The 19,402-nt window shown below is 65.8% G+C and carries 20 protein-coding genes and 1 pseudogene; 7 read left to right on the top strand and 14 right to left on the bottom strand.

The features are described 5' to 3' along the window. The 3 genes and pseudogenes from AKG11_RS34560 to AKG11_RS13620 form a co-directional block, all read right to left on the bottom strand. Nucleotides 1-169, bottom strand: a pseudogene (locus tag AKG11_RS34560) (glycine C-acetyltransferase); the annotation flags it as partial. Between the two features lie 46 nt (nucleotides 170-215). Next, entirely contained in the window at nucleotides 216-671 is a 456-nt protein-coding gene (locus AKG11_RS13625) for a GFA family protein (protein ID WP_023516539.1), read from the bottom strand. 129 nt (nucleotides 672-800) lie between these two features. After that, a complete protein-coding gene (locus tag AKG11_RS13620; RefSeq protein ID WP_050744220.1) occupies nucleotides 801-1,529 on the bottom strand; it encodes a class I SAM-dependent methyltransferase in 729 nt (242 codons plus the stop codon). Nucleotides 1,530-1,665: 136 nt separating this feature from the next. On the opposite strand from AKG11_RS13620, the gene AKG11_RS13615 reads away from it, so the two are divergent. Continuing rightward, entirely contained in the window at nucleotides 1,666-2,436 is a 771-nt protein-coding gene (locus AKG11_RS13615; RefSeq protein ID WP_050744219.1) for an SDR family oxidoreductase, read from the top strand. Between the two features lie 24 nt (nucleotides 2,437-2,460). Here AKG11_RS13615 and AKG11_RS13610 read toward each other — a convergent pair whose 3' ends face one another. Then, complete coding sequence (locus AKG11_RS13610; protein ID WP_023514173.1) at nucleotides 2,461-2,931, bottom strand: VOC family protein; 471 nt, start codon at nucleotides 2,929-2,931, stop codon at nucleotides 2,461-2,463. Nucleotides 2,932-3,006: 75 nt separating this feature from the next. Next, nucleotides 3,007-4,872, bottom strand: a complete 1,866-nt coding sequence (gene recQ, locus AKG11_RS13605; protein WP_050744244.1) for a DNA helicase RecQ — start codon at nucleotides 4,870-4,872, stop codon at nucleotides 3,007-3,009. A 145-nt stretch (nucleotides 4,873-5,017) separates the two neighbouring features. Between recQ and AKG11_RS13600 the strand changes: the two genes are divergently transcribed. Then, on the top strand, nucleotides 5,018-5,401 hold the full coding sequence (locus AKG11_RS13600) for a VOC family protein (protein ID WP_050744218.1): 384 nt from the start codon (nucleotides 5,018-5,020) through the stop codon (nucleotides 5,399-5,401). A gap of 14 nt (nucleotides 5,402-5,415) precedes the next feature. Here AKG11_RS13600 and dnaG read toward each other — a convergent pair whose 3' ends face one another. The 3 genes from dnaG to AKG11_RS13585 all read right to left on the bottom strand — a co-directional run bounded on the left by dnaG (nucleotide 5,416) and on the right by AKG11_RS13585 (nucleotide 8,486). Further along, a complete protein-coding gene (dnaG, locus tag AKG11_RS13595; RefSeq protein WP_037408726.1) occupies nucleotides 5,416-7,383 on the bottom strand; it encodes a DNA primase in 1,968 nt (655 codons plus the stop codon). A gap of 85 nt (nucleotides 7,384-7,468) precedes the next feature. After that, nucleotides 7,469-7,798, bottom strand: coding sequence for a hypothetical protein (locus AKG11_RS13590; protein WP_082342425.1), 330 nt, complete (start codon nucleotides 7,796-7,798; stop codon nucleotides 7,469-7,471). Between the two features lie 238 nt (nucleotides 7,799-8,036). Beyond that, entirely contained in the window at nucleotides 8,037-8,486 is a 450-nt protein-coding gene (locus tag AKG11_RS13585) for a GatB/YqeY domain-containing protein (RefSeq protein ID WP_023515714.1), read from the bottom strand. A 324-nt stretch (nucleotides 8,487-8,810) separates the two neighbouring features. On the opposite strand from AKG11_RS13585, the gene carA reads away from it, so the two are divergent. After that, a complete protein-coding gene (carA, locus tag AKG11_RS13580) occupies nucleotides 8,811-10,019 on the top strand; it encodes a glutamine-hydrolyzing carbamoyl-phosphate synthase small subunit (protein WP_023515715.1) in 1,209 nt (402 codons plus the stop codon). A gap of 57 nt (nucleotides 10,020-10,076) precedes the next feature. Here carA and AKG11_RS13575 read toward each other — a convergent pair whose 3' ends face one another. The 4 genes from AKG11_RS13575 to AKG11_RS13560 form a co-directional block, all read right to left on the bottom strand. Then, complete coding sequence (locus AKG11_RS13575) at nucleotides 10,077-10,469, bottom strand: nuclear transport factor 2 family protein (RefSeq protein ID WP_050744217.1); 393 nt, start codon at nucleotides 10,467-10,469, stop codon at nucleotides 10,077-10,079. Between the two features lie 10 nt (nucleotides 10,470-10,479). Then, entirely contained in the window at nucleotides 10,480-11,868 is a 1,389-nt protein-coding gene (locus AKG11_RS13570) for an MATE family efflux transporter (RefSeq protein WP_050744216.1), read from the bottom strand. Nucleotides 11,869-12,018: 150 nt separating this feature from the next. Then, nucleotides 12,019-13,272: a TCR/Tet family MFS transporter gene (locus AKG11_RS13565; protein ID WP_050744215.1), complete on the bottom strand. Its 1,254-nt coding sequence runs from the start codon at nucleotides 13,270-13,272 to the stop codon at nucleotides 12,019-12,021. A gap of 143 nt (nucleotides 13,273-13,415) precedes the next feature. Next, nucleotides 13,416-14,318, bottom strand: a complete 903-nt coding sequence (locus AKG11_RS13560) for a LysR family transcriptional regulator (RefSeq protein WP_023515719.1) — start codon at nucleotides 14,316-14,318, stop codon at nucleotides 13,416-13,418. A 103-nt stretch (nucleotides 14,319-14,421) separates the two neighbouring features. Here AKG11_RS13560 and AKG11_RS13555 point away from each other — a divergent pair, with 103 nt between their 5' ends. Beyond that, a complete protein-coding gene (locus AKG11_RS13555; protein WP_050744214.1) occupies nucleotides 14,422-15,420 on the top strand; it encodes an aldo/keto reductase in 999 nt (332 codons plus the stop codon). Between the two features lie 178 nt (nucleotides 15,421-15,598). Further along, a complete protein-coding gene (locus AKG11_RS13550; protein WP_050744213.1) occupies nucleotides 15,599-16,171 on the top strand; it encodes a phosphoethanolamine transferase domain-containing protein in 573 nt (190 codons plus the stop codon). On the opposite strand, the gene AKG11_RS13545 is transcribed toward AKG11_RS13550, so the two are convergent. Then, complete coding sequence (locus AKG11_RS13545; RefSeq protein ID WP_023515722.1) at nucleotides 16,155-17,093, bottom strand: KPN_02809 family neutral zinc metallopeptidase; 939 nt, start codon at nucleotides 17,091-17,093, stop codon at nucleotides 16,155-16,157. The two genes, AKG11_RS13550 and AKG11_RS13545, sit on opposite strands and share 17 nt — an antisense overlap. A gap of 108 nt (nucleotides 17,094-17,201) precedes the next feature. Next, the gene (locus AKG11_RS13540; protein ID WP_050744212.1) at nucleotides 17,202-17,723 is read right to left on the bottom strand and encodes a DUF2306 domain-containing protein; all 522 of its coding nucleotides are present in this window, start codon (nucleotides 17,721-17,723) and stop codon (nucleotides 17,202-17,204) included. Between the two features lie 90 nt (nucleotides 17,724-17,813). On the opposite strand from AKG11_RS13540, the gene AKG11_RS13535 reads away from it, so the two are divergent. Together AKG11_RS13535 and AKG11_RS13530 are read left to right on the top strand one after the other, a co-directional pair. Then, complete coding sequence (locus AKG11_RS13535) at nucleotides 17,814-18,611, top strand: LytTR family DNA-binding domain-containing protein (protein WP_050744211.1); 798 nt, start codon at nucleotides 17,814-17,816, stop codon at nucleotides 18,609-18,611. A 78-nt stretch (nucleotides 18,612-18,689) separates the two neighbouring features. Further along, a complete protein-coding gene (locus AKG11_RS13530; RefSeq protein ID WP_023515105.1) occupies nucleotides 18,690-19,349 on the top strand; it encodes a dihydrofolate reductase family protein in 660 nt (219 codons plus the stop codon). Nucleotides 19,350-19,402 lie beyond the last annotated feature (53 nt).

The raw sequence follows: 19,402 nt of genomic DNA, 5'->3' as shown, positions 1-19,402 counted from the left end.
CGGCAAGGCCGAGATAGTTGTTGGCGCAGAAGTTCAGCACGCGCTCGCCCGAGGCAACGGCGATCTCGCCGGCCTGCTTGGAGGTGATCACCCGCTCGGCCTTGTAAAGGCCCGCGGTTTTGAGAGCGCCGAGCTCGGACTGCAGATGGGCGATGAAGGCGGAGGTCATGGATAGGCACCCACGGAAATGACGGAAAGGCTTTAACGGCGACGGCTCAGGCCGCGCTTGCCGCATAGGCGCCGATCAGTTTTTCGTAATCCTCCATCGGCGGATATTTTTCATAGCTGTGCTCGGCGGGCGTCTGCGCCCAGGCAAGCTTTTCGCTCGTATAGGTCTCGATGAACGGGCTGTACCAGCCGGTCTCGTCCAGCAGGGTCGGACGCACATTGACGAAGAAGTCGAAGCCGGCGGGCCGGGTGAACATCCAGGTCATGCAATCCGGGCAGAAATGATGGCCGGCCTCGGCATTCGCCCCCGCGACGACGGGCGCGCCCGCAATGACAGCAAACCCCTCCGTCGGGATCGCCGCACTCAGCGAATAGGCGCTGCCCGACATGCGCTGGCAGCCGGTGCAATGGCAGGCCATGGTCAGCATCGGCGGCGCGCTGATGCGGATTTTCACGCGCCCGCAGCGGCAGGCGCCGTCGAGCGGCAGGTTCAGTCTTTTCATGGGCACGGCTCCCGTTCCGGTAAACGCCGGCTTGTCGTTTTGATCGTAGTGCCGGCGAATTGCTCCACTGCGATAGTTCTAGCGCAGCGGGAGGCGACGTAAAGGGTTCCGGTCGTTCTTTTCGCTGTTTCAGCGCCGGTCGCAGGCGATCAGCAGGAACATCGGCCGGTTGAGTTCCACCTGCCATTCCGGATGCGCCGCAAGCTGCGCTTCGCTCGGCCGCCACTCCTCGACATGGCGAATGGCAAAACCGGTCGCGATCAACGCGTTGAGGGTCGTACCGAGCGTGCGGTGGTGCTTGACGACACCCTTGGCGAGCCAGTCCGTCGTGCGCGGGCCTTCGACGAGATAGCCATCGACCGGCCACACCGTCCGGCCGTCGATCTGCGCCCAATCCGGCCGGGACGGCGCCATGTAGAGCGGGTGTTCGATGGTGAAGACGAAGGGCGAGCCCGGTCGCAGCGCGGCATGGAGCGTGCGCAGCATCCGGTCGAAATCCGCGATATAGTGGAAGGCAAGCGAACTGTAGGCGAAATCGAAAGCGCCGGCGGGCAGTTCCAGCCGGTCGAGGTCGGCGATCTCGTAGCGGACGGCCGGAGATACGGTTTCCGCCCGGGCGCGGGCGATCATGTTCTGCGAAAGATCGAGGCCGAGCACGCTTTCCGCACCCGCTTCTGCCGCATGGCGCGCGAACCAGCCGAAACCACAGCCGAGATCGACGATGCGCCGGCCCGCAAGATCCGGCAACAGGGCGCGGACCGAATCCCATTCCGCTGCGCCCGCAAGGCCGTGCACCGATCGGGGGAGACCGGAATACCCCTCGAAGAAGGCGGGCTGGTCGTAGATGTTCTGGGCCATGGCTGAAATCCTTTCGCGCCGGAGATAGCGCCGTTTTGCAAAAGGACAAAGTCGTGCATTCCCGCGACCCGGACGGCAGCGGGGTTGACAGGACAGCGCCTGCCCTGTCCGGTGACGGCGCGAAAGGATTTGCGCCATGACGATACTGGAAAGATTCTCCCAGCAGGGCCGCGTGGCGCTGGTTACCGGCGGCGGCCGCGGGCTGGGCTTCGAGATCGCCAGGGCGCTCGCCGAGGCCGGCGCCCATGTGATCGTGACGGGCCGCACGGCCGCGACGCTCGACGCGGCCGTCGAAAGGATCACCGCTGCCGGCGGAAGCGCCACAGCCGCCGCCTTCGACATCGCCGACCGGGCCGCCCAGCGCGCCACGCTCGCCGAGATCGAAGAGAGCCATGGCCGCCTCGACGTGCTCGTCAACAATGTCGGCGCCCGCGACCGCCGGCCGCTCGCCGAGATGGACGATGCGGCGATCGACGAGCTGATCCGCACCGACCTGTCCGCCGCCGCGAGCCTCTCGCGCGATGCCGCCGCGCTGATGAAGCGCAACGGCCACGGACGGCTGATCGCCATCACCTCGATCGGCGGCCACGTGGCCATGCCGAACGACGGCATCTACCCTGCGGCCAAACACGGCCTCACCGGCCTCATGCGCAGCATGGCCGTCGAATACGCCCCGCACGGCATCACCAGCAATGCCATCGCGCCCGGCTGGTTCGCGACGGAAACCAACGCGGCGCTCGCCGCCGACGAGGGCTTGATGCCCTTCGTTCGCCAGCGCATCCCCGTGCAGCGCTGGGCCCGCGCCGACGAAATCACCGGCGCCGCCCTGTTCCTCGCCAGCGACGCGGCCTCCTTCGTCAACGGCCATGTGCTGGTGGTCGACGGCGGCATGACCGTCCGGATGTGACGGCGGGCCTCCGCCGCATCCCGCCTACCCCGCCGCCGCGGCCTCCAGCGGCGCGATGTCGAGCTTCACCATCTGGAGCATCGCCTCGGTGACACGCTTGACCTTCGCCTGGTCCGGGTCGCTCATCAATTCGCCGAGCCGCGTCGGCGCGATCTGCCAGGAAAGGCCCCAGCGATCCCGCAACCAGCCGCACTGTTCGACCGAACCACCCTCGCGCAGCGCATCCCACAGCCGGTCGAGATCGCCCTGCGTCTCGCATTCGACCATGATGGAAAAGCTGTGGTTGAACGGATCGAGCGGGCCGGCCTCGATCGCCATGTAGCGCTGGTCGCCGAGCGTGAAGCTCGCGATCTTCACGCTGCCCGGCGGGCCGCTCGGCGTTTCGGCCGGAAGCGACGACACCCAATGGACCGAGGAACCGGGAACAAGCGACGTGTAGAAGCCGATGGCGGCCTCCATGTCCGCCGCGAACCAGAGATGCTGGGTAACCTTCATCGGACAGTCCTCCTTGTTTGAACACGCTCAAGGACGAAGGAGACCGGAACGTTCCGACATCGACTTCAAAAAAAGTCAGCCGCTGAAGTCATCGATCACGGCGAGGAAGGCATCGCCGAAGCGGTCGCGCTTGGAAACGCCGATGCCGGGGATGTCGAGCAGCTCCTCCCGGTCACGCGGTCGTTCCTTGGCAAGCGCGATCAGCGTCGTGTCCGGGAAGACGACATAGGGCGGCACGTCGAGGTCCTTGGCGATGGACAACCGCTCGGCGCGCAGCAGCTCGAAGAGCTCGCGATCGGAGCCGGCAAGGTTGGAGCGCTCGCGGGCGGCGGGCGAGCCGCCGGCCTTGCCCTTGCGTCCTCCCGCCTGCGGACGATCCTTGCGCAACAGCACCTGCCGCTCGTGGCGGAAGACCGCACGCGCCTCGGGCTCCAGCTTCAGCGCGCCGAAGGCAGCATGATCGACGCTGATGAGGCCTGCGGCCAGAAGCTGCCGGAAGATCGACTGCCAGACACGCCCGGCAATGTCCTTGCCCGCACCGAAGACCGGCATCTCCGTATGCCCGAAGCGCTCGGTCTTCTCGTTGACAGAGCCCAGCAGGACGTCGATGACATGGGCGGCGCCGAAGCGTTCGCCGGTGCGGTAGACCGCAGCGAGCGCCTTGATCGCCGCTTCCGTGCCGTCCCAGGTCTCGACCGGGTTGCGGCAGGTATCGCAATTGCCGCAATGGCCGGAATATGCCTCGCCGAAATGCGCCAGGATGGCCTTGCGCCGGCAACTGGCCGTCTCGCAGATGGCAAGCAGCGCCATCAGCTTGGCGCGCTCGATGCGTTTGATCTCGTCGGCCGCCCCGCCCTCGTCGATCATCTTGCGGCGCTGCACGACGTCGGCCATGCCGTAGGCCATCCAGACCTCGGAGGGCAGGCCGTCGCGGCCCGCGCGACCCGTCTCCTGATAATAGGCCTCCACCGAGCCCGGCAGGTCGAGATGGGCGACATAGCGCACATCCGGCTTGTCGATGCCCATGCCGAAGGCGACCGTCGCGACCAGGCAGAGGTTTTCTTCCTTCAGGAAGGCATCCTGATTGGCGTCGCGCACCGCGCGCTCGAAGCCGGCATGGTAGGGCAGCGCGCGAACGCCTTGCGCGTTCAACCAGTCGGCCGTGTCCTCCACCTTGGCGCGCGACAGGCAGTAAACGATGCCGCTCTCGCCCTGATGGCGTGACAGGAAGCGCAGCAATTGCTGGCGCGCCTGGTCGCGCTCGGCAATTTCGTAGGAAATGTTCGGCCGGTCGAAGCTGGTGGTGAAGACCGCCGCATCCTGAAGGCCGAGGCGCTCGATGATATCACCACGGGTGTGCGGGTCCGCTGTCGCCGTCAGCGCAATGCGCGGCACGCCGGGATACCGCTCGCCGAGAACGCCGAGCGCCCGGTATTCCGGCCGGAAATCATGGCCCCATTGCGAGACGCAATGCGCCTCGTCGATGGCAAAGAGCGCGATGCGCGCATCGGCGACGAGCTCGGCAAAGCCTTCCGTGACGATCCGCTCGGGCGTCACGTAGAGAAGATCGAGCGCGCCCGCGCGCATGGCATCGCGCACGGCGAAGAATTCGTCGCGCGTCAGCGAAGAATTGAGCGCGGCGGCCCGGACGCCAAGCTGCTTCAGCGCCTCCACCTGGTCGCGCATCAGCGCGATCAGCGGCGAGATGACGATGCCGACGCCCTCGCGGCAGAGCGCCGGGATCTGGAAGCAGAGCGACTTGCCGGCACCGGTCGGGAACAGGACGACGGCATCGCCGCCGCCCACCACATGCTCGACGACGGCCTGCTGCTTGCCGCGAAAGGCATCGTAGCCGTAGACGCGTTTGAGCACGTCCAGCGGATCGTCCGGCGGCGCATCGAACAGGGCGGCAAGGGAGGCGGAGGGGTGGGCGTCAATCATCATGTGCACTTTCGTTCCCCTCCATTCTGACCAAGCCGGCACGGTTGGGCAACCGCCCGCAGCCAACGTCCACCGCTCAATAATGTTCTTGATTTGTTCTTATTTCAAGATAAGGTTGCAAACAAATCGACACGGGAGACGCAGAATGGATGCCTACACAACCCTCGGCACGCCGAATGCCGCAGCAACCACGCCGTTTTACGACGCCGTCCTCGCGACGATCGGCTGGGCCGTCCGGGCGGACTATCCGGGATTGCGCGGCTACACAAAAGGTGGCGGCCCTGATGGCTTCACGCTCTGGCTGTGCACGCCCTTCGACGGCGCGGCGGCAAGCGTCGGCAACGGCACCATGGTCGGCTTTCCCGCCGCCTCCCACGAGGAGGTCGAGGCGTTCCATGCGGCCGCCCTCGCCCATGGCGGAACAGACGAAGGCGCCCCCGGCCCGCGCCCGCACTACGGCCCGCACTGGTACTCCGCCTATGTGCGCGACCCCGTCGGCAACAAGCTCTCCATCGTCTTCGACGAATAGGAAGGATCGGCGGTCTATTTGCCCGCCGGCCCCTTCACACGGCCGGAAAGCACGCCGAAACCCTCGATGATGGCTTCCTGGTTCTCCAGGCGCATGGTTTCCATCTGCACCTCCTGCAGCGCGCGCAGGATCTGGGGGACGCGTTCTCCGTCGCCCTCCTCGGTCGCCACGGCAAGCTCACGCTCCAGTTCGCGGCGCTGCCAGAGCAGGGCGCGGGTGCGCTTGTGCAGGGCGAGCGCCTGAAGGTAGCCTTCGCGGGCATCTTCGGGCGCGGCCTCCGCCGTCGCGGTCCACAGGCGGGAATTGCGGATCTGCTGGTCGAGCCCGCGCAGCAACGCGTCGAAGCCGGCCGCTTCCAGCTCCTCGATCAGCCGGTCGCGCTCCAGCCTGGTGCCGACGGAACCGGCAATGCCGAGCAGCGCCGACCAGAGCCGCTGCAGGTCGCGGTTCTCATATTCGATGATGGCGATTTCGTCGTAGTCGCTGAAGAGCAAGCCGGGATGGTTGGCGACGGTGAGCGCCAGCACGCTTTCGCGCAGCGCCGGCAGCTCCTGTGCACCGCGCACCAGCGCCGAGCGCGCCAGCCGGTCGGAAATGCCGGAGGAAACAGGTGTGCCCTGCACAGCGCCGCGCCCGCCGCCCCTCGTCTGCCGGTTGCCGGAAAAGCCGCCGCCTCCCTGCCGCGGCGCCGGGCGGAAGAAAGCGTTCAGCCGGTCGCGCATGTTCTGCTGGTAGTGGCGGCGCACGTCCTCGTCGGCGATCGCGCCGGTGATCTGGCGCAGGCGCGCCTCCAGCGCCGCCCGGCTTTCCGGCGTCTCGAAATTCGCGCCCTGCACCTCGCGGCTCCAGATCATCTCGGCAAGCGGCCGGGCGCCGGCCATCACCTTGTCGAAGGGCGCACGACCCTCGTGGCGTACGAGGTCGTCAGGGTCCTTGCCGTCGGGCAGCAGCGCAAAGCGCACCGTGCGTTCCGGTTTGATATAGGGCAGCGCGAGATCGGCCGCCCGGTTTGCCGCGCGAATGCCCGCGCCGTCGCCGTCGAAGCAGAGCACCGGCTCCGGCGTCATCTTCCAGAGGAGTTCAAGCTGGTTCTCGGTGAGCGCGGTGCCGAGCGGCGCGACGGCATTCTCGATGCCGGCCTGGTGGAGGGCGATCACATCCATATAGCCTTCGACGGCGATGATCGTGCCCGCACCATCCGCACCCTGAGCGGCCTTGCGGGCCCGCGCGTGGTTGTAGAGCACATTGCCCTTGTGGAAGAGCTCGGTCTCGTTGGAGTTCAGATATTTCGCCGGCGCATCCGGCGACATGGCGCGTCCACCGAAAGCGATGACCTTGTCGCGCACCGAAAGGATCGGGAACATGATGCGGTCCCGGAAACGGTCGTAGGAAACCGGGATATCGGGCCCGTACACGACGAGGCCGCAGGCCTCGATCGCCTCCTTCGGAACGCCTTTGCCGGCAAGGAAGCCCTTCAATGCGTTGCGGCTTTCCGGCGCGTAGCCGAGCCGGAAGGTCTCGATGGTGCGGCCCGTCAGTCCGCGGTCGCGCAGGTAGGCGCGCGCCTTCGCACCGGCCGGCGTCTGAAGCTGGTCCTCGAAGAAGCGCGCAGCCATGTCCATGACCTCGACAAGGCCCATGCGTTCCTTCTCGCGCTGCTCGGCCTCGCGGTCCGGCTGCGGCATGGCGACGCCCGCCATGTCGGCGACCTGCTGCACGGCTTCCGGGAAGGACAGGCCGTCGAGATCGGTGAGAAAGCGGAAGTGGTCGCCGGAGACGCCGCAGCCGAAACAATGGTATCGGCCCTTGCGGTCCTCGCAGTGAAAGCTTGGCGACTTTTCGCCGTGGAACGGGCAGCAGGCCCAATAGTCGCCGCGCGACACATTGGTCTTGCGGCGATCCCAGGTCACGCGTTTGCCGATCACCTCCGAAATGGAGACGCGGTCGCGGATCTCGTCTAGGAAGGCATTGGAAAAGCGCATGGGTCCCTCGGTCGGGGTCCATATAACCATGCGCGGCGCTCACCGCCAGCGATAGTCGCCTGCCCACAGCAATTCACAGGCACCGTCAGAACCCCATGTCCGGCGCGTAGAAGCAGCGCGGCGTGTCCTCGGTCGGGTAGAGACAGAGATGGTACTCGCCGTCCTGCGAGCGACGCGTCGTATCCTGCGGCAGAAGGAAGATGTGAGCACGGGTGGCAAGGCGATGGTCGCCCGGCGCCAGCATCACGCGGTAGCCGCCCGCTATGACGCGCACGGACCGCGCGGGGATCATCTGGCAGTCGCCGGTCTCGCTGTTGCCGTTGCAGCAGAAGGCCTCGTATTGCCAGCCGCTCGCCGCGTCATGGGCGGAAGCCGGTCCCGCAAGAAGGAGCGGCGCAAGGGAAAGAAGGAACATCACGCGCATCGGCTTGGCCTCCTTGAGACGGCCACCGGGCATCAACGCAAAAACATATCCGGCGGCATCGCATGCACTTCGCCGGGGCGAGCCGATGGACGCTCATCGCCGCATCGTCGGGCTCCTAGCGGCCATCATAGCAGGATTCGGCACCTTTGGCTTCCGGAGATTGCACGGAATACGTGCGGTCCGGGATAGTTCCCCAACAAAAAGGGCGGCCGAAAAATTCGTCACCGGCCTATTTCAGAAGGTCCTTCACCACGCCGGAGGCCTTGGCGAAATCCATCTGGCCGGGATAACGCTCCTTGAGCACGGCCATCACCTTGCCCATGTCGCGCAGGCCCTGCGCGCCGATTTCGGCGATGGCGGCGGCGATGATGTCCTTCATCTTGTCCTCGGAGATCTGCTCGGGCAGGAAGCTCTCGATGACCTTGATTTCCTCGCGTTCCTGCGCGGCAAGCTCCGGGCGGCCGTTCTCGGAAAAGATCTTGGCCGATTCCTCGCGCTGCTTGATCATCTTGGCGAGGATCTGCAGCAGTTCGTCGTTCTCGACCGGCCCCTTGCCGACACCGCGGTTGGCGATGTCGCAGTCCTTCAGCTTGGCCTGGATCAGGCGCAGCGTGGAGACACGGCAGGCATCCTTGGCCTTGAGTGCATCCTTGAGGGCGTTTGCGATCGTATCGCGCATCATTTTCTCCATTGGAAGCCGCCGGCGCCGGATGCGCGGCTTGGGCTTCAATCATCGTTCGATTGTGCATGCTCATAGACCGGCAGAGGGCCTGCCGGCAAACGGATTGCGCAAGCAATTGAATTTCAACGCTTTATAATTCCACGCAATCCACAGGCAACGGTTGACCCCGTCATCCGCTTTGTCTATTTTCCGGCACCTGCACGAAAATCGGCAATCAGGGCGAACCAACGCGGGCTTCCGCGCGCCTTTGCCTGCGATCTTAAATGGTGCCCGGTCCATCGGCTTTCAAGCCCGGGGCCAGGCGCCGGAAACGGGATACTCATGACCTCGACCCCCGCATGGACCACTGAAAAGCCGACCGCCCTGCTCGTTCTTGCCGACGGCACCGTCATCGAAGGCAAGGGCATCGGCGCCACCGGCAAGGTAACCGCCGAAGTCTGCTTCAACACGGCGCTGACCGGCTACCAGGAAATCCTCACCGACCCGTCCTATCTCGGCCAGATCGTCACCTTCACCTTCCCGCATATCGGCAATATCGGTGCCAACGACGAGGACATCGAGGACCTGACCCCCGCCGCGCGCCACGGCGCCGTCGGCACGATCTTCAAGGCCGACATCACGGACCCGTCCAACTACCGCGCCGCAAAGCACCTCGACGGCTGGCTGAAGGCCCGCGGCATCATCGGCCTTTCCGGCATCGACACGCGCGCGCTGACCGCCTGGATCCGCGAGAACGGTGCACCGAACGCCGTCATCGCCCACGACCCGAACGGTGTCTTCGACATCGAGACGCTGAAGGCCGAAGCGAAGGCCTGGAGCGGTCTTGTCGGTCTCGACCTCGCCAAGGTCGCCTCCTCCGGCCAGTCCTCGCGCTGGAGCGAGAAGCCCTGGGTATGGAACGAAGGCTACGAGGATCTCGCCGAGAGCGACGTGAAGTACCACATCGTCGCGCTCGACTACGGCGTCAAGCGCAACATCCTGCGTCTCTTCACCGGCCTCGGCTGCAAGGTCACCGTCATGCCGGCGACCTCGAGCGCCGACGACGTGCTGGCGCTGAAGCCGGACGGCATCTTCCTCTCCAACGGCCCGGGCGACCCGGCGGCAACCGGCGAATATGCCGTGCCGGTCATCAAGACGCTGATCGACAGCGGCATTCCGATCTTCGGCATCTGCCTCGGCCACCAGATGCTGGGCCTTGCCGTCGGCGCCACGACCGAGAAGATGCACCAGGGTCATCATGGCGCGAACCATCCGGTCAAGGACCACACGACGGGCAAGGTCGAAATCGTCTCGATGAACCACGGCTTCGCAGTCGCCTCCTCCTCCCTGCCGGACGGCGTGGAAGAAACCCACATCTCGCTGTTCGACGGCACGAACTGCGGCCTGCGCCTCGTCGGCAAGCCGGTCTTCTCCGTGCAGCACCATCCGGAAGCCTCCCCCGGCCCGCAGGACAGCCACTACCTCTTCCGTCGCTTCATCAATCTGGTGCGCGAGAAGAAGGGCGAGGCGGCCATCCCGGAACGGGCCTGAACCATTCCGACAGATCAAAGCCCCGGACGATGTCCGGGGCTTTTTTCGTTTTGGCGCTCAGGACAACGAGACCGGCACCACAGTTCCCTGGTGGAAGGCCATCTGCCAGCGCTCCCCCACAAGCTTCCAGATCGAGGCGCGCAGGACGTGGCGCTCCGATCCGTCCGCCGCCCGGCGGCAGGTGCGATAGGTGAGCAGCACGGCGCCTTCGGCAATCGCCGTCAGGGCATAGTCGCTGGCCTCCAGCGTTCCGTCGCTGGGCTCGTCCGCCTCCTCCGACAGGAGGTCGAGCATCTCCGCCCGATGGTAGATGGTACCGGAACTGCCGAATTCGACGAAGCCTTCCGCCAAAAGCGCCTCGACGGCCGGACGTGAACCGCGGACCTCCGGGCGATGCAGCGCCTCCTCCAGCATGCGGATCTCCTCAATGCTGGCGGCGGGGCCGGTCATTGCCGGCCTCTCAAATCGGCCGGGCCGCCGGCACGCCCCGCGTCACCAGGCGGTAGAAACGCCAGTTGAGCAGGATGGAGGCCGCCGAGAGACCGCAAAGGAACCCGAACCAGACCCCGATGCCGCCGAAGCCGGCCGGAAAGGCGAAGAACCATGCGGCGAGGAAGCCTATCGGCCAGTAGGAGATCAGCGCGAGGATCATCGGGATGCGCGTGTCCTTCAACCCGCGCAGCAGGCCAGCGGCGATCGCCTGCAGGCCGTCGACGAGCTGGAAGACGCCGGCGATCACCACGAAGGGGCCGGCAATCGCCAGCACAGCCACCGAATCCTTGCCCGCCTTGTTGAGGAAGATCGAGGCGAGCGTGGTGGGGATGAGCGCGAAGAGCACGCCGCCGCCAACGGCGATGACCGCCGCGACCGCCAGCACCGCCCAGGAGGCACGCACCACGCCGAGGTGATCGCCCTGGCCATGCGCCACGCCGACGCGCACCGTGCCGGCCTGGGCAAGGCCGAGCGGCACCATGAAGGCAATGGAAGCGAGCTGCAGGGCGATACCGTGCGCCGCCAGTTCCAGCGTGCCGATATTGCCCATCAGCAGCGAGGCGCCGCTGAAGAGGCTGACCTCTGCCAGCATGGTAAGGCCGATCGGCAGGCCGAGATGGACGACCTCGCGGAAGGCCAGCCAGTCCGGCCGCCAGAACCGCACGAAGAGCTCGTAGCGGCGCATGTCGGCACGCGACTGGATATAGGCCGTCAGCAGCACGAAGCTCAAGAGGTTGACGCCGAACGAGACGATGGCCGCCCCCTCGATGCCCATGGCCGGAAAACCGAAATGGCCAAGCACCAGCGCATAGGCGAAGAACGCGTTGACCGACAGGATGATGATCGTGACATAGAGCACGATGCCGGCCCGGCCATGCGCACTGACGAGACCGCGCAGCGTCATGAAGAGCAGCCCCGGCGCCATGCCCCACTGGGCGATCTTCAGATAGCTGCCGGCCAGCGCCGCCACGTCCGGCTTCTGGCCGGCGAGCAGCAGGAGGTTCTCCGCATTGTAGAAGAGCGGGATCATCAGCAAGGAATAGAGCAGCACCACCCACATGCCCATGCGCACGGCGCGCCGCACGGAGACCGGATCGCCACGGCCATAGGCCTGCGCCACCATCGGCATGACGGCATTGGCAAAACCGGAGCCGAGGATGAAGATGGTGAAGAAAAGGGAGCTCGCCAGCACGATGGCTGCGAGATGCGCAGCGCCGAGGCGGCCGAGAATGACCACGTCCGTCGTGTGAATGCCGAGCTGGGCGAGCTGCGCGCCGATCAACGGTACGCCGAGGGCGAAAGTCGCGCGAAAATGCGCGCCCCAGCCGTTGTTCTCGCGATGCGGTGCCATGTGCATGATAGTTCTCACTTTCGCATCGCTTCGGATCACAACTTCCAGCCGCGATCAATCGAATTGATTTGATGCTTTCATCAAAAATGCCGGAATGCGGTGCCGCGCGATGCCTGCACGCGGAAATTTCGTCAAAATGTCACGTTTGAAAGCGCTTCAGGCGCCTTCCGTCGCCAGACTTCCGCTCGGGCCGGTTCCCGCGCCGCGCAACTTCACCACGAAGATCACAAGGCCAACGAAGAGCATCAGCGCCGCAAGCGCAAATGGTGCCCCGGCGAAGGCCACCGGCGCCGTCGGTCCGGTGAAGTGGCTGAACACCTGGGTGAAGATCAACGGGCCGATGATCGTGGTAATGCTGGAAACGCTGGTCAGCGCGCCCTGCAATTCGCCCTGGGCGGAGGGCGGCACGCGGGCGGAAGCTATCGAGCGCAGCGGCGGATCGGCGAGGCCTTCAAGCGCCGTCAGAAGGATGACCGCATAGACCATCCAGCCCTGGTACGAGGCGGCATAGCCGGACAGGCCGAGCACGGCGAAGGAAAGGCCGATGACCGCCGTGCGGAACTCGCCGATCCTCGGCACCACGCGCGGCAGCACGAACGCCATGACGATGGCGCCGCCGACCCCGAAAATGCCGAGCGACAGGCCGATCTGCCCCTCGCTCCAACCGTAGCGCAGCGCCGAAACGAAGGACCAGACGGAGGGATAGACGGCGTGCGCCAGCCAGTAGCAGAAGAAGACCAGACCGATCCACAGCACGCCCGGATAGTTGCGCATCTGCAGGAGGGCGCCGAGCGGGTTGGCGCGGACGAGCTCGAACCGGCGGCGATGGCCCGTCTCCAGGCTTTCCGGCAGGAGGAAGTAGGCCGCGGCGAAGTTTAGGAAGGCGAGCACCGCCGCCCCGTAGAACGGGATGCGCGGGCCGAACTCGCCGAGAAGCCCGCCGATGACCGGCCCGAGCGCAAAGCCGGTACCGAAGGCGATGCCCATCAGCCCGAAATTCTTCGCCCGCGTCTCGTCCGTCGAGACATCAGCGATATAGGCGGCGGCCGTGCCGAAGCTGGCGCCGCTGATGCCCGCCAGCACGCGACCGACGAACAGCATCCAGTAGCTGGTCGCCAGCGCACAGATGAGGTTGTCGATGGCGAAGGTGAGAATGCAGGCGAGCAGCACCGGCCGCCGGCCGAAGCGATCGGAGAGATTGCCGATGAACGGCGCGAAGAGGAACTGCATGCCGGCATAGACCAGCAGCAGCCAGCCGCCGTCAATCGCCGCCTGGCTGATATCGTCGCCCGTCAACTCGCGCAGGTATGTCGGCAGTACCGGCATGATGATGGCGATGCCGATCACGTCGAGAAACATGATCATGAAGACGAGAAAGAGCCCGCGCCGGGTGGACCTGGCATCGATCATGGTTTCACCCCAGGAAGGATAGCGGCCTGCCGATGCAGGCAAAAATGTCAGGCAACGACTTCTATTTCACTTTTTGCCGCGAAACAATCCGTGAACATCGCAAACTTTTTGATGAATTGGTCGCGATCCGCTGATGAAAGGCCTTATTGCGGCGGGGGATGCGCCTTCACGAAATCAACGAAGGCGCGCAGCGGCGCGGGCATCAGGGTACGGCTCGGATAGTAGAGGAAGGGGCCGGAGAAGGTCTGGATCCAGTCGGGCATGACGACCTGCAAAGCGCCGGAGGAAAGGGCCGGCGCCAGGAACTCCTCGAAGGTGCAGACGATGCCGAGGCCGGCGAGGGCGGCGTGCTGCTCCACCTCGTTCGATTCGGAGATCAGGCAGGCCGGCGGCATCAGCGAGATCTTCTCCTCGCCCCGCTCGAAGGCCCAGTGCAGCACGCGACCGCTGGCGAAGCGGTGCAGGATGCAGCGATGCTGCATCAGGTCGCGCGGATGTTCCGGCACCCCGTGCACCTCGATGTAGGACGGCGCGGCGGCCACGACGAAACGCTGGCGGCGCGGGCCGATCGGCACCGCGATCATGTCCTGGTGCAGCGCCTCTTCATAGCGAATGCCGGCATCGAAACCTTCCGCCAGCACATCCACCAGCGCGTCGTTGGAGGCAACCTCCAATGTGATGCCGGGATAGGCCTTGAGAAAGGGCGTGGCGATCGGCGGCAGGACGAAGCGGGCGACGATGCCGGGCACGTTCAACCGGAGGCGGCCGACCGGCCGGTCGCGCAGGCTGTTCACCCCGTCAATCGCCGCCTCGACCTCGGCCAGCGCCGGCGCGAGCCGCTCCAGGAGGCGCGCACCCGCATCCGTCAGCGTCACGCTGCGTGTCGTCCGATTGAAGAGGCGAAGATCAAGCCGCCCCTCCAGCCGCCGCATCGCCTCCGAGAGCGCCGAGGCGGAAACACCGCGCAACTTGGCGGCCGCGCGAAAGCTCTTCACCCGGGCGATGGCGACGAAGGCATCGAGATCGGCAAGCGGGATCTGGCTCATTGTTCGGAAAACCGCACGACTTGTTCAGAGTAGGTCAGATTATCGCACAAGGCCCATCGCGGTAAAAGAGCGTCGATCGAAAGGCACGCACAGGAGAAGCGCCATGAAGACCATCAATCTCGGCAAGGCCGGCCCCGTCGTTTCCACCATCGGCCTCGGCTGCATGGGAATGTCGGGCATGTATGGCCCGGCCGACCGGGCGGAAAGCATCGCCACCATCCATGCCGCGCTCGACGCCGGCATCACCCTTCTCGACACCGGCGACTTCTACGGCATGGGCCACAACGAGATGCTGATATCAGAGGCGCTGAAAGACCGCCGCCGCGAGAATGTGGTGCTCAGCGTGAAGTTCGGCGCGCTGCGCGGGCCGGATGGTGTCTGGAGCGGCTATGATTCCCGCCCCGCGGCGATCCGCAACTTCCTCGCCTATTCCCTGCAACGGCTCGGCACCGACCATATCGACATCTACCGCCCGTCCCGCCTCGATCCGGCGGTGCCGATCGAGGAGACGATGGGGGCGCTCGCCGACCTCGTGAAGGCCGGCTACATCCGCCATATCGGGCTGTCCGAGGTGGGATCCGAAACGATCCGCCGCGCCGCGGCGGTGCATCCGATCGTGGATCTGCAGATCGAGTATTCGCTGATCTCGCGCGGCATCGAGGACGACATCCTGCCGACCTGCCGGGCGCTGGGCATTCCCGTGACCGCCTATGGCGTGCTGTCGCGCGGCCTGATCAGCGGCCATTGGCGGAAGGGTGCGGCGAATGGCGGTGATTTCCGCGCCTTCAGCCCACGCTTCCAGGACGGCAATGTCGACACGAACCTGGCGCTCGTCGAAGCCCTGCGCCGCGTCGCGGACGAAAAGGGGGCAACCGTCGCCCAGCTCGCCATTGCCTGGGTCGCCGCACAGGGCGTCGATATCGTCCCCCTCGTCGGTGCCCGCCGGCGCGATCGCCTCGCCGAGGCGCTTGGCGCGCAGAAGATCGTGCTCAGTGCAGCCGACCTTGCCGCAATCGAAGCCGCGCTGCCGAGGGACGCCGCCGCGGGCGAGCGCTATCCGGTCGCCATGCTGGCGCATATGGACAGCGAGAAGCGGACCTGAGGCCGCAGGGCGGACCGCACCGCACGGCGCGGCCCGTCTCCCGCCGCGGCGGCCTGAGCCGTCAGCGACCTGTCAGCTTGGCCGTGGGAGAAGTGATCGCAAAGAGGCACGATTGTCATTCGCCGGTAACGAAGGGCGGCAAGATGGGCCCTTGCGTATCCGTTTCCGAGGACCGGCAATGTCACGTCGCCCAACCGCAGGCTTTCGCTTCCCCAGACCCGCTTTCGGCAGCCTGACGGTCAGCCTGGTGACCAGCCTCTACCTCTTCCTCGTCACCAGCCGCGATTTCTGGACGGAGAGCTGGGCGCTGCTCGGCGCCCGCCCCGGCACGCTCGCGCTGGTGACGGGCGGGGTCTTCTGCCTTTTCATCGCGACCTGTGTCGCCGCGTCCTGGAAACAGGTGATGAAGCCGCTCTTCGTGGCGCTGCTTCTCGTCGCGGCAGCCGCTGCCTGGCTCATGGACGAGGACGGCGTCTTCCGCGCAGAAGCGTCCTTCCAGCCACTGCAGCTTGCCGTTCACATGCTGGTCTTCGGTATGCTTCCGGCTGCCCTTCTCGTCTGGGTGAAGGTGGTACACCGGCCGTTCTTCTGGCAGCTGCGCGGCAATCTGGCGATCGCCGTGCCGATGCTTGCGGTCGCGCTCGCCGTCGCCCTGACGCACACGACCAAATATACCCTGATCGTCGAAGAAGACCTGAAGGTCGCCGACAGCGGCAATGCTGCCGGCGCTTCCGTCATACATCGCCCTTGAACGTGTCGCAGGCATCGACCCGGCCGGTGTCGAAGCCGCGCTTGAACCAGCGGCGGCGCTGCTCGGACGTACCATGGTTGAAGCTTTCCGGCACGACATAGCCCTGCATGCGCTTCTGCAGCGTGTCGTCGCCGATCTGCGTGGCGGCGTTCAGCGCCTCTTCCAGGTCGCCCCGCTCCAGCAGGCCCTTCTGCTCGGTATACTTGCCCCAGATGCCGGCATAGCAGTCCGCCTGAAGCTCGACGCGGATCGACATCTGGTTGGCCTCCACCTCGCTCATGCGCTGGCGCTGCTGGTTGAAGCGCGGCAGTACGCCGGTGAGATTCTGCACGTGATGGCCGACTTCATGGGCGACGACATAGGCCTGCGCGAAGTCACCGGACGCATCGAACTTGCCGGCGAGCTCGTCGAAGAAGCTCATGTCGAGATAGACCTTGCGGTCGCCCGGGCAGTAGAACGGGCCGGAAGCCGCCGAGGCGAAGCCGCAGGCCGACTGCACGGAGCCCGAGAAGAGCACCATCTTCGGCTCCTCATACCGCTCGCCGGCCGCCTGGAAGATGCCGTTCCAGGTGTCTTCCGTCTCGGCGAGAACCGTCGCCATGAAGGCCTTGGTTTCCTCTTCCTGCGGCGAGGCGCGACGGCTGGCGCTTTCCGTCTGCTCGAAGCCCGGCATGCTGACCTGCCCGCCGCCCTGGCCCATCACCTGCAACAGGTCGATGCCCATCGCCTTGAAGACGAAATAGATGACGACGAGGAAGATGATGGTGCCGATGCTCATGCCCCCGCCGGCACGGCGCCCGCCACCCATCGGAATGCGAAAACCGCCATTGCCGCGGCCGAACGGATTGCTCCCTCCCGCCGAAGGACCGGCTCCGCGCTGGTCCTCGATATTGCCCGACTGGCGACGACCTTTCCATTCCATGGCGCATTTCCCCGAATTGATTGCCGACGAACGCTCATCGCATGAATTCGTTCCTCAGCAACGACTTATAGGGCCTGCCGCGCCACCATGCAAAACGAAAAGCAGGCCTCAGCGCCGACGGAAAACCGCCTCGAAACGCTCCACCCAGCCGGCCTGGCGCGCCGCAAGAGCCCCCGCCGCAACGAGGAGCGCGCTGACGACCGCAGCCGCGAGCACGCTCATGAAGCCGGAGGCGCCGTCGAAGATCATCGCGCCCATCACCCGGTCGGGCGCGAGGGTGAACAGCCCGGCGACGACGATGCCGCCGAAATACATGCCGGCGACATGGCCGCGATGCGCGCGGATATCCCGGCGGCGGGCGGCACGGATCGCAGGGACGCTGCCGACGATGACATAGACGGAGAGCAGGTGGATCGGGCTGAAATCGCCGACCGTCTTCAGGTCGTGGATGAAGAAGGTCGAAAAACTCGTCAGCACCATCAGGAGCAGCCAGACCTTGCCGAGACAGCGATGCAAGGCTGTGCCCTTCGGGCGGGCGAGCAGGACGGCGCCCAGCACCGCAGCAGGCAGGACGGTGGCGACATGAAACTGCACGGCAGGCGGGGCTGCAAGAAGCGGCTCGAGAGTCATAGCGGGCTCCGGAATGGTTGAATTCGCCGCCGTCTTCCGCCATTGATCGGGCCGCCTCAAACGCTTTGGCCCGAACGGACGGTAAACTTCGTGGAACGCCCTCTCCTGCAATCCGCGCTTCGTGAACTGCAGGTCTTCCTCAGCGCCCGGCGCTTCTGGGCGACCTTTGGCGCCGTCGTGCTGATCTTCTGGGTGACCGGCCCCTATGGCACGGGCGAGCGGCTGGCGACCGTGCCGAGGCTCGGCTTCTGGCTCGTGCTGCACGCTGTCGCCTGGGGCATTGCGGTGGTCGCCATCGTCGCCGTCAACACGCTTTTCCGGCGGAAGGTGCCAGGCCTCCTGCCCCGCATGGCGCTCGGCACGGTGGTGGCCAGCGCGCCTGTCGGACTGGCCACGGAGGCGATCAGCCTGATGACCTTCGGCGGCACGCTGACCCCGGAAAGGATCGCCGAAAGCATCGCAACGGGGCTTCTCCTCTCGGCGCTGTTCTGCGCGCTCACCTTCATGACGATGAGCAGCAAGCAGACCGAGGCGTTGGCCGCCGCGTCCCCACCGGCGACAGCTCCGGAGGACCGGACCGAAATTCCCCTCATGCGCCGGCTGAAGCCGGAGAGCCGCGGGCCCATCCTGCACATGACCGTCGCCGACCACTATACGCAGGTCACGACAAGTCGCGGCCGCGAGCTGATCCTGCTGCGCTTTTCTGACGCGCTAGCGGAATGCGGCGACACGCCGGGCCTCAAGGTACATCGCTCGCATTTCGTGGCCGATGCCCATGTCGACAGGCTGCTGCGGACGGAGGGCCGGCTGGCGATCCTTCTGAGGGATGGGCAGGAAATCCCGGTCAGCCGCAGCTGCGCCGAAGCGGTGCGTGCCCGCTGGGGCTGAATTTTTGCACGCCTGTCGGATCGCCGTTCTTTCCTGCGTCTCTAGATATCGGCCCATCAAACCATCGGGAGAAGATCCATGAGAAAGATTGTTGTCAGCGCCTTCGTCAGCCTCGACGGCGTCATGCAGGCGCCGGGCGGGCCGGAGGAGGACCCGATCGGCGGCTTCCGGTTCGGCGGCTGGGTCGCCCCGTTCTTCGACGAAACGGCGGGCGCGACGATCGGCGAACTCTTCGCAAAACCCTTCGACCTGCTGCTCGGCCGCAAGACCTACGATATCTTTGCCGCACACTGGCCCTATGCCGGCGCCGATGATCCGATCGGCCCGCTGTTCGACCGCATCAACAAGTATGTCGCCACCCGAAATCCGGCCTTCAAGGCCACCTGGCAGAACAGCCATGTGCTTGGCCCGGACGCGCTTGCCGCCGTCAAGGCGTTGAAGAGCGAGGACGGGCCGGACCTCCTGACGCAGGGATCGACCGGCTTTCTCAAGGCCTTGTTCGAGAACGATCTCGTCGACGAGATCAACGTCTTCACCTTCCCGGTCATTCTCGGCAAGGGCAAGCGGCTGTTTGGCGACGCCTCCTTCCCCCGGACCCTGACGCTCGTGAGTTCGCGCAGTAGCGAGAACGGCATCGTCATCAGCAAATATGCCCGCGCCGGCGAGGTGACGACAGGCTCCTTCGAGTTCGACACGCCGACGGATGCCGAGCTGGAGCGCCGCCGCAACCTGACGTGAAGACGGAGCGGCCTTGACCGGCCGCGCCGTTGCAGGTCCTATCTCCTTGAGGA

Origin of the sequence: Shinella sp. SUS2 (genome assembly GCF_001262505.1) — a bacterium.
Taxonomy (GTDB): domain Bacteria; phylum Pseudomonadota; class Alphaproteobacteria; order Rhizobiales; family Rhizobiaceae; genus Shinella.
Note: the sequence above shows the minus strand (reverse complement) of the source record. Positions and strands in the feature narration are given on the sequence as shown.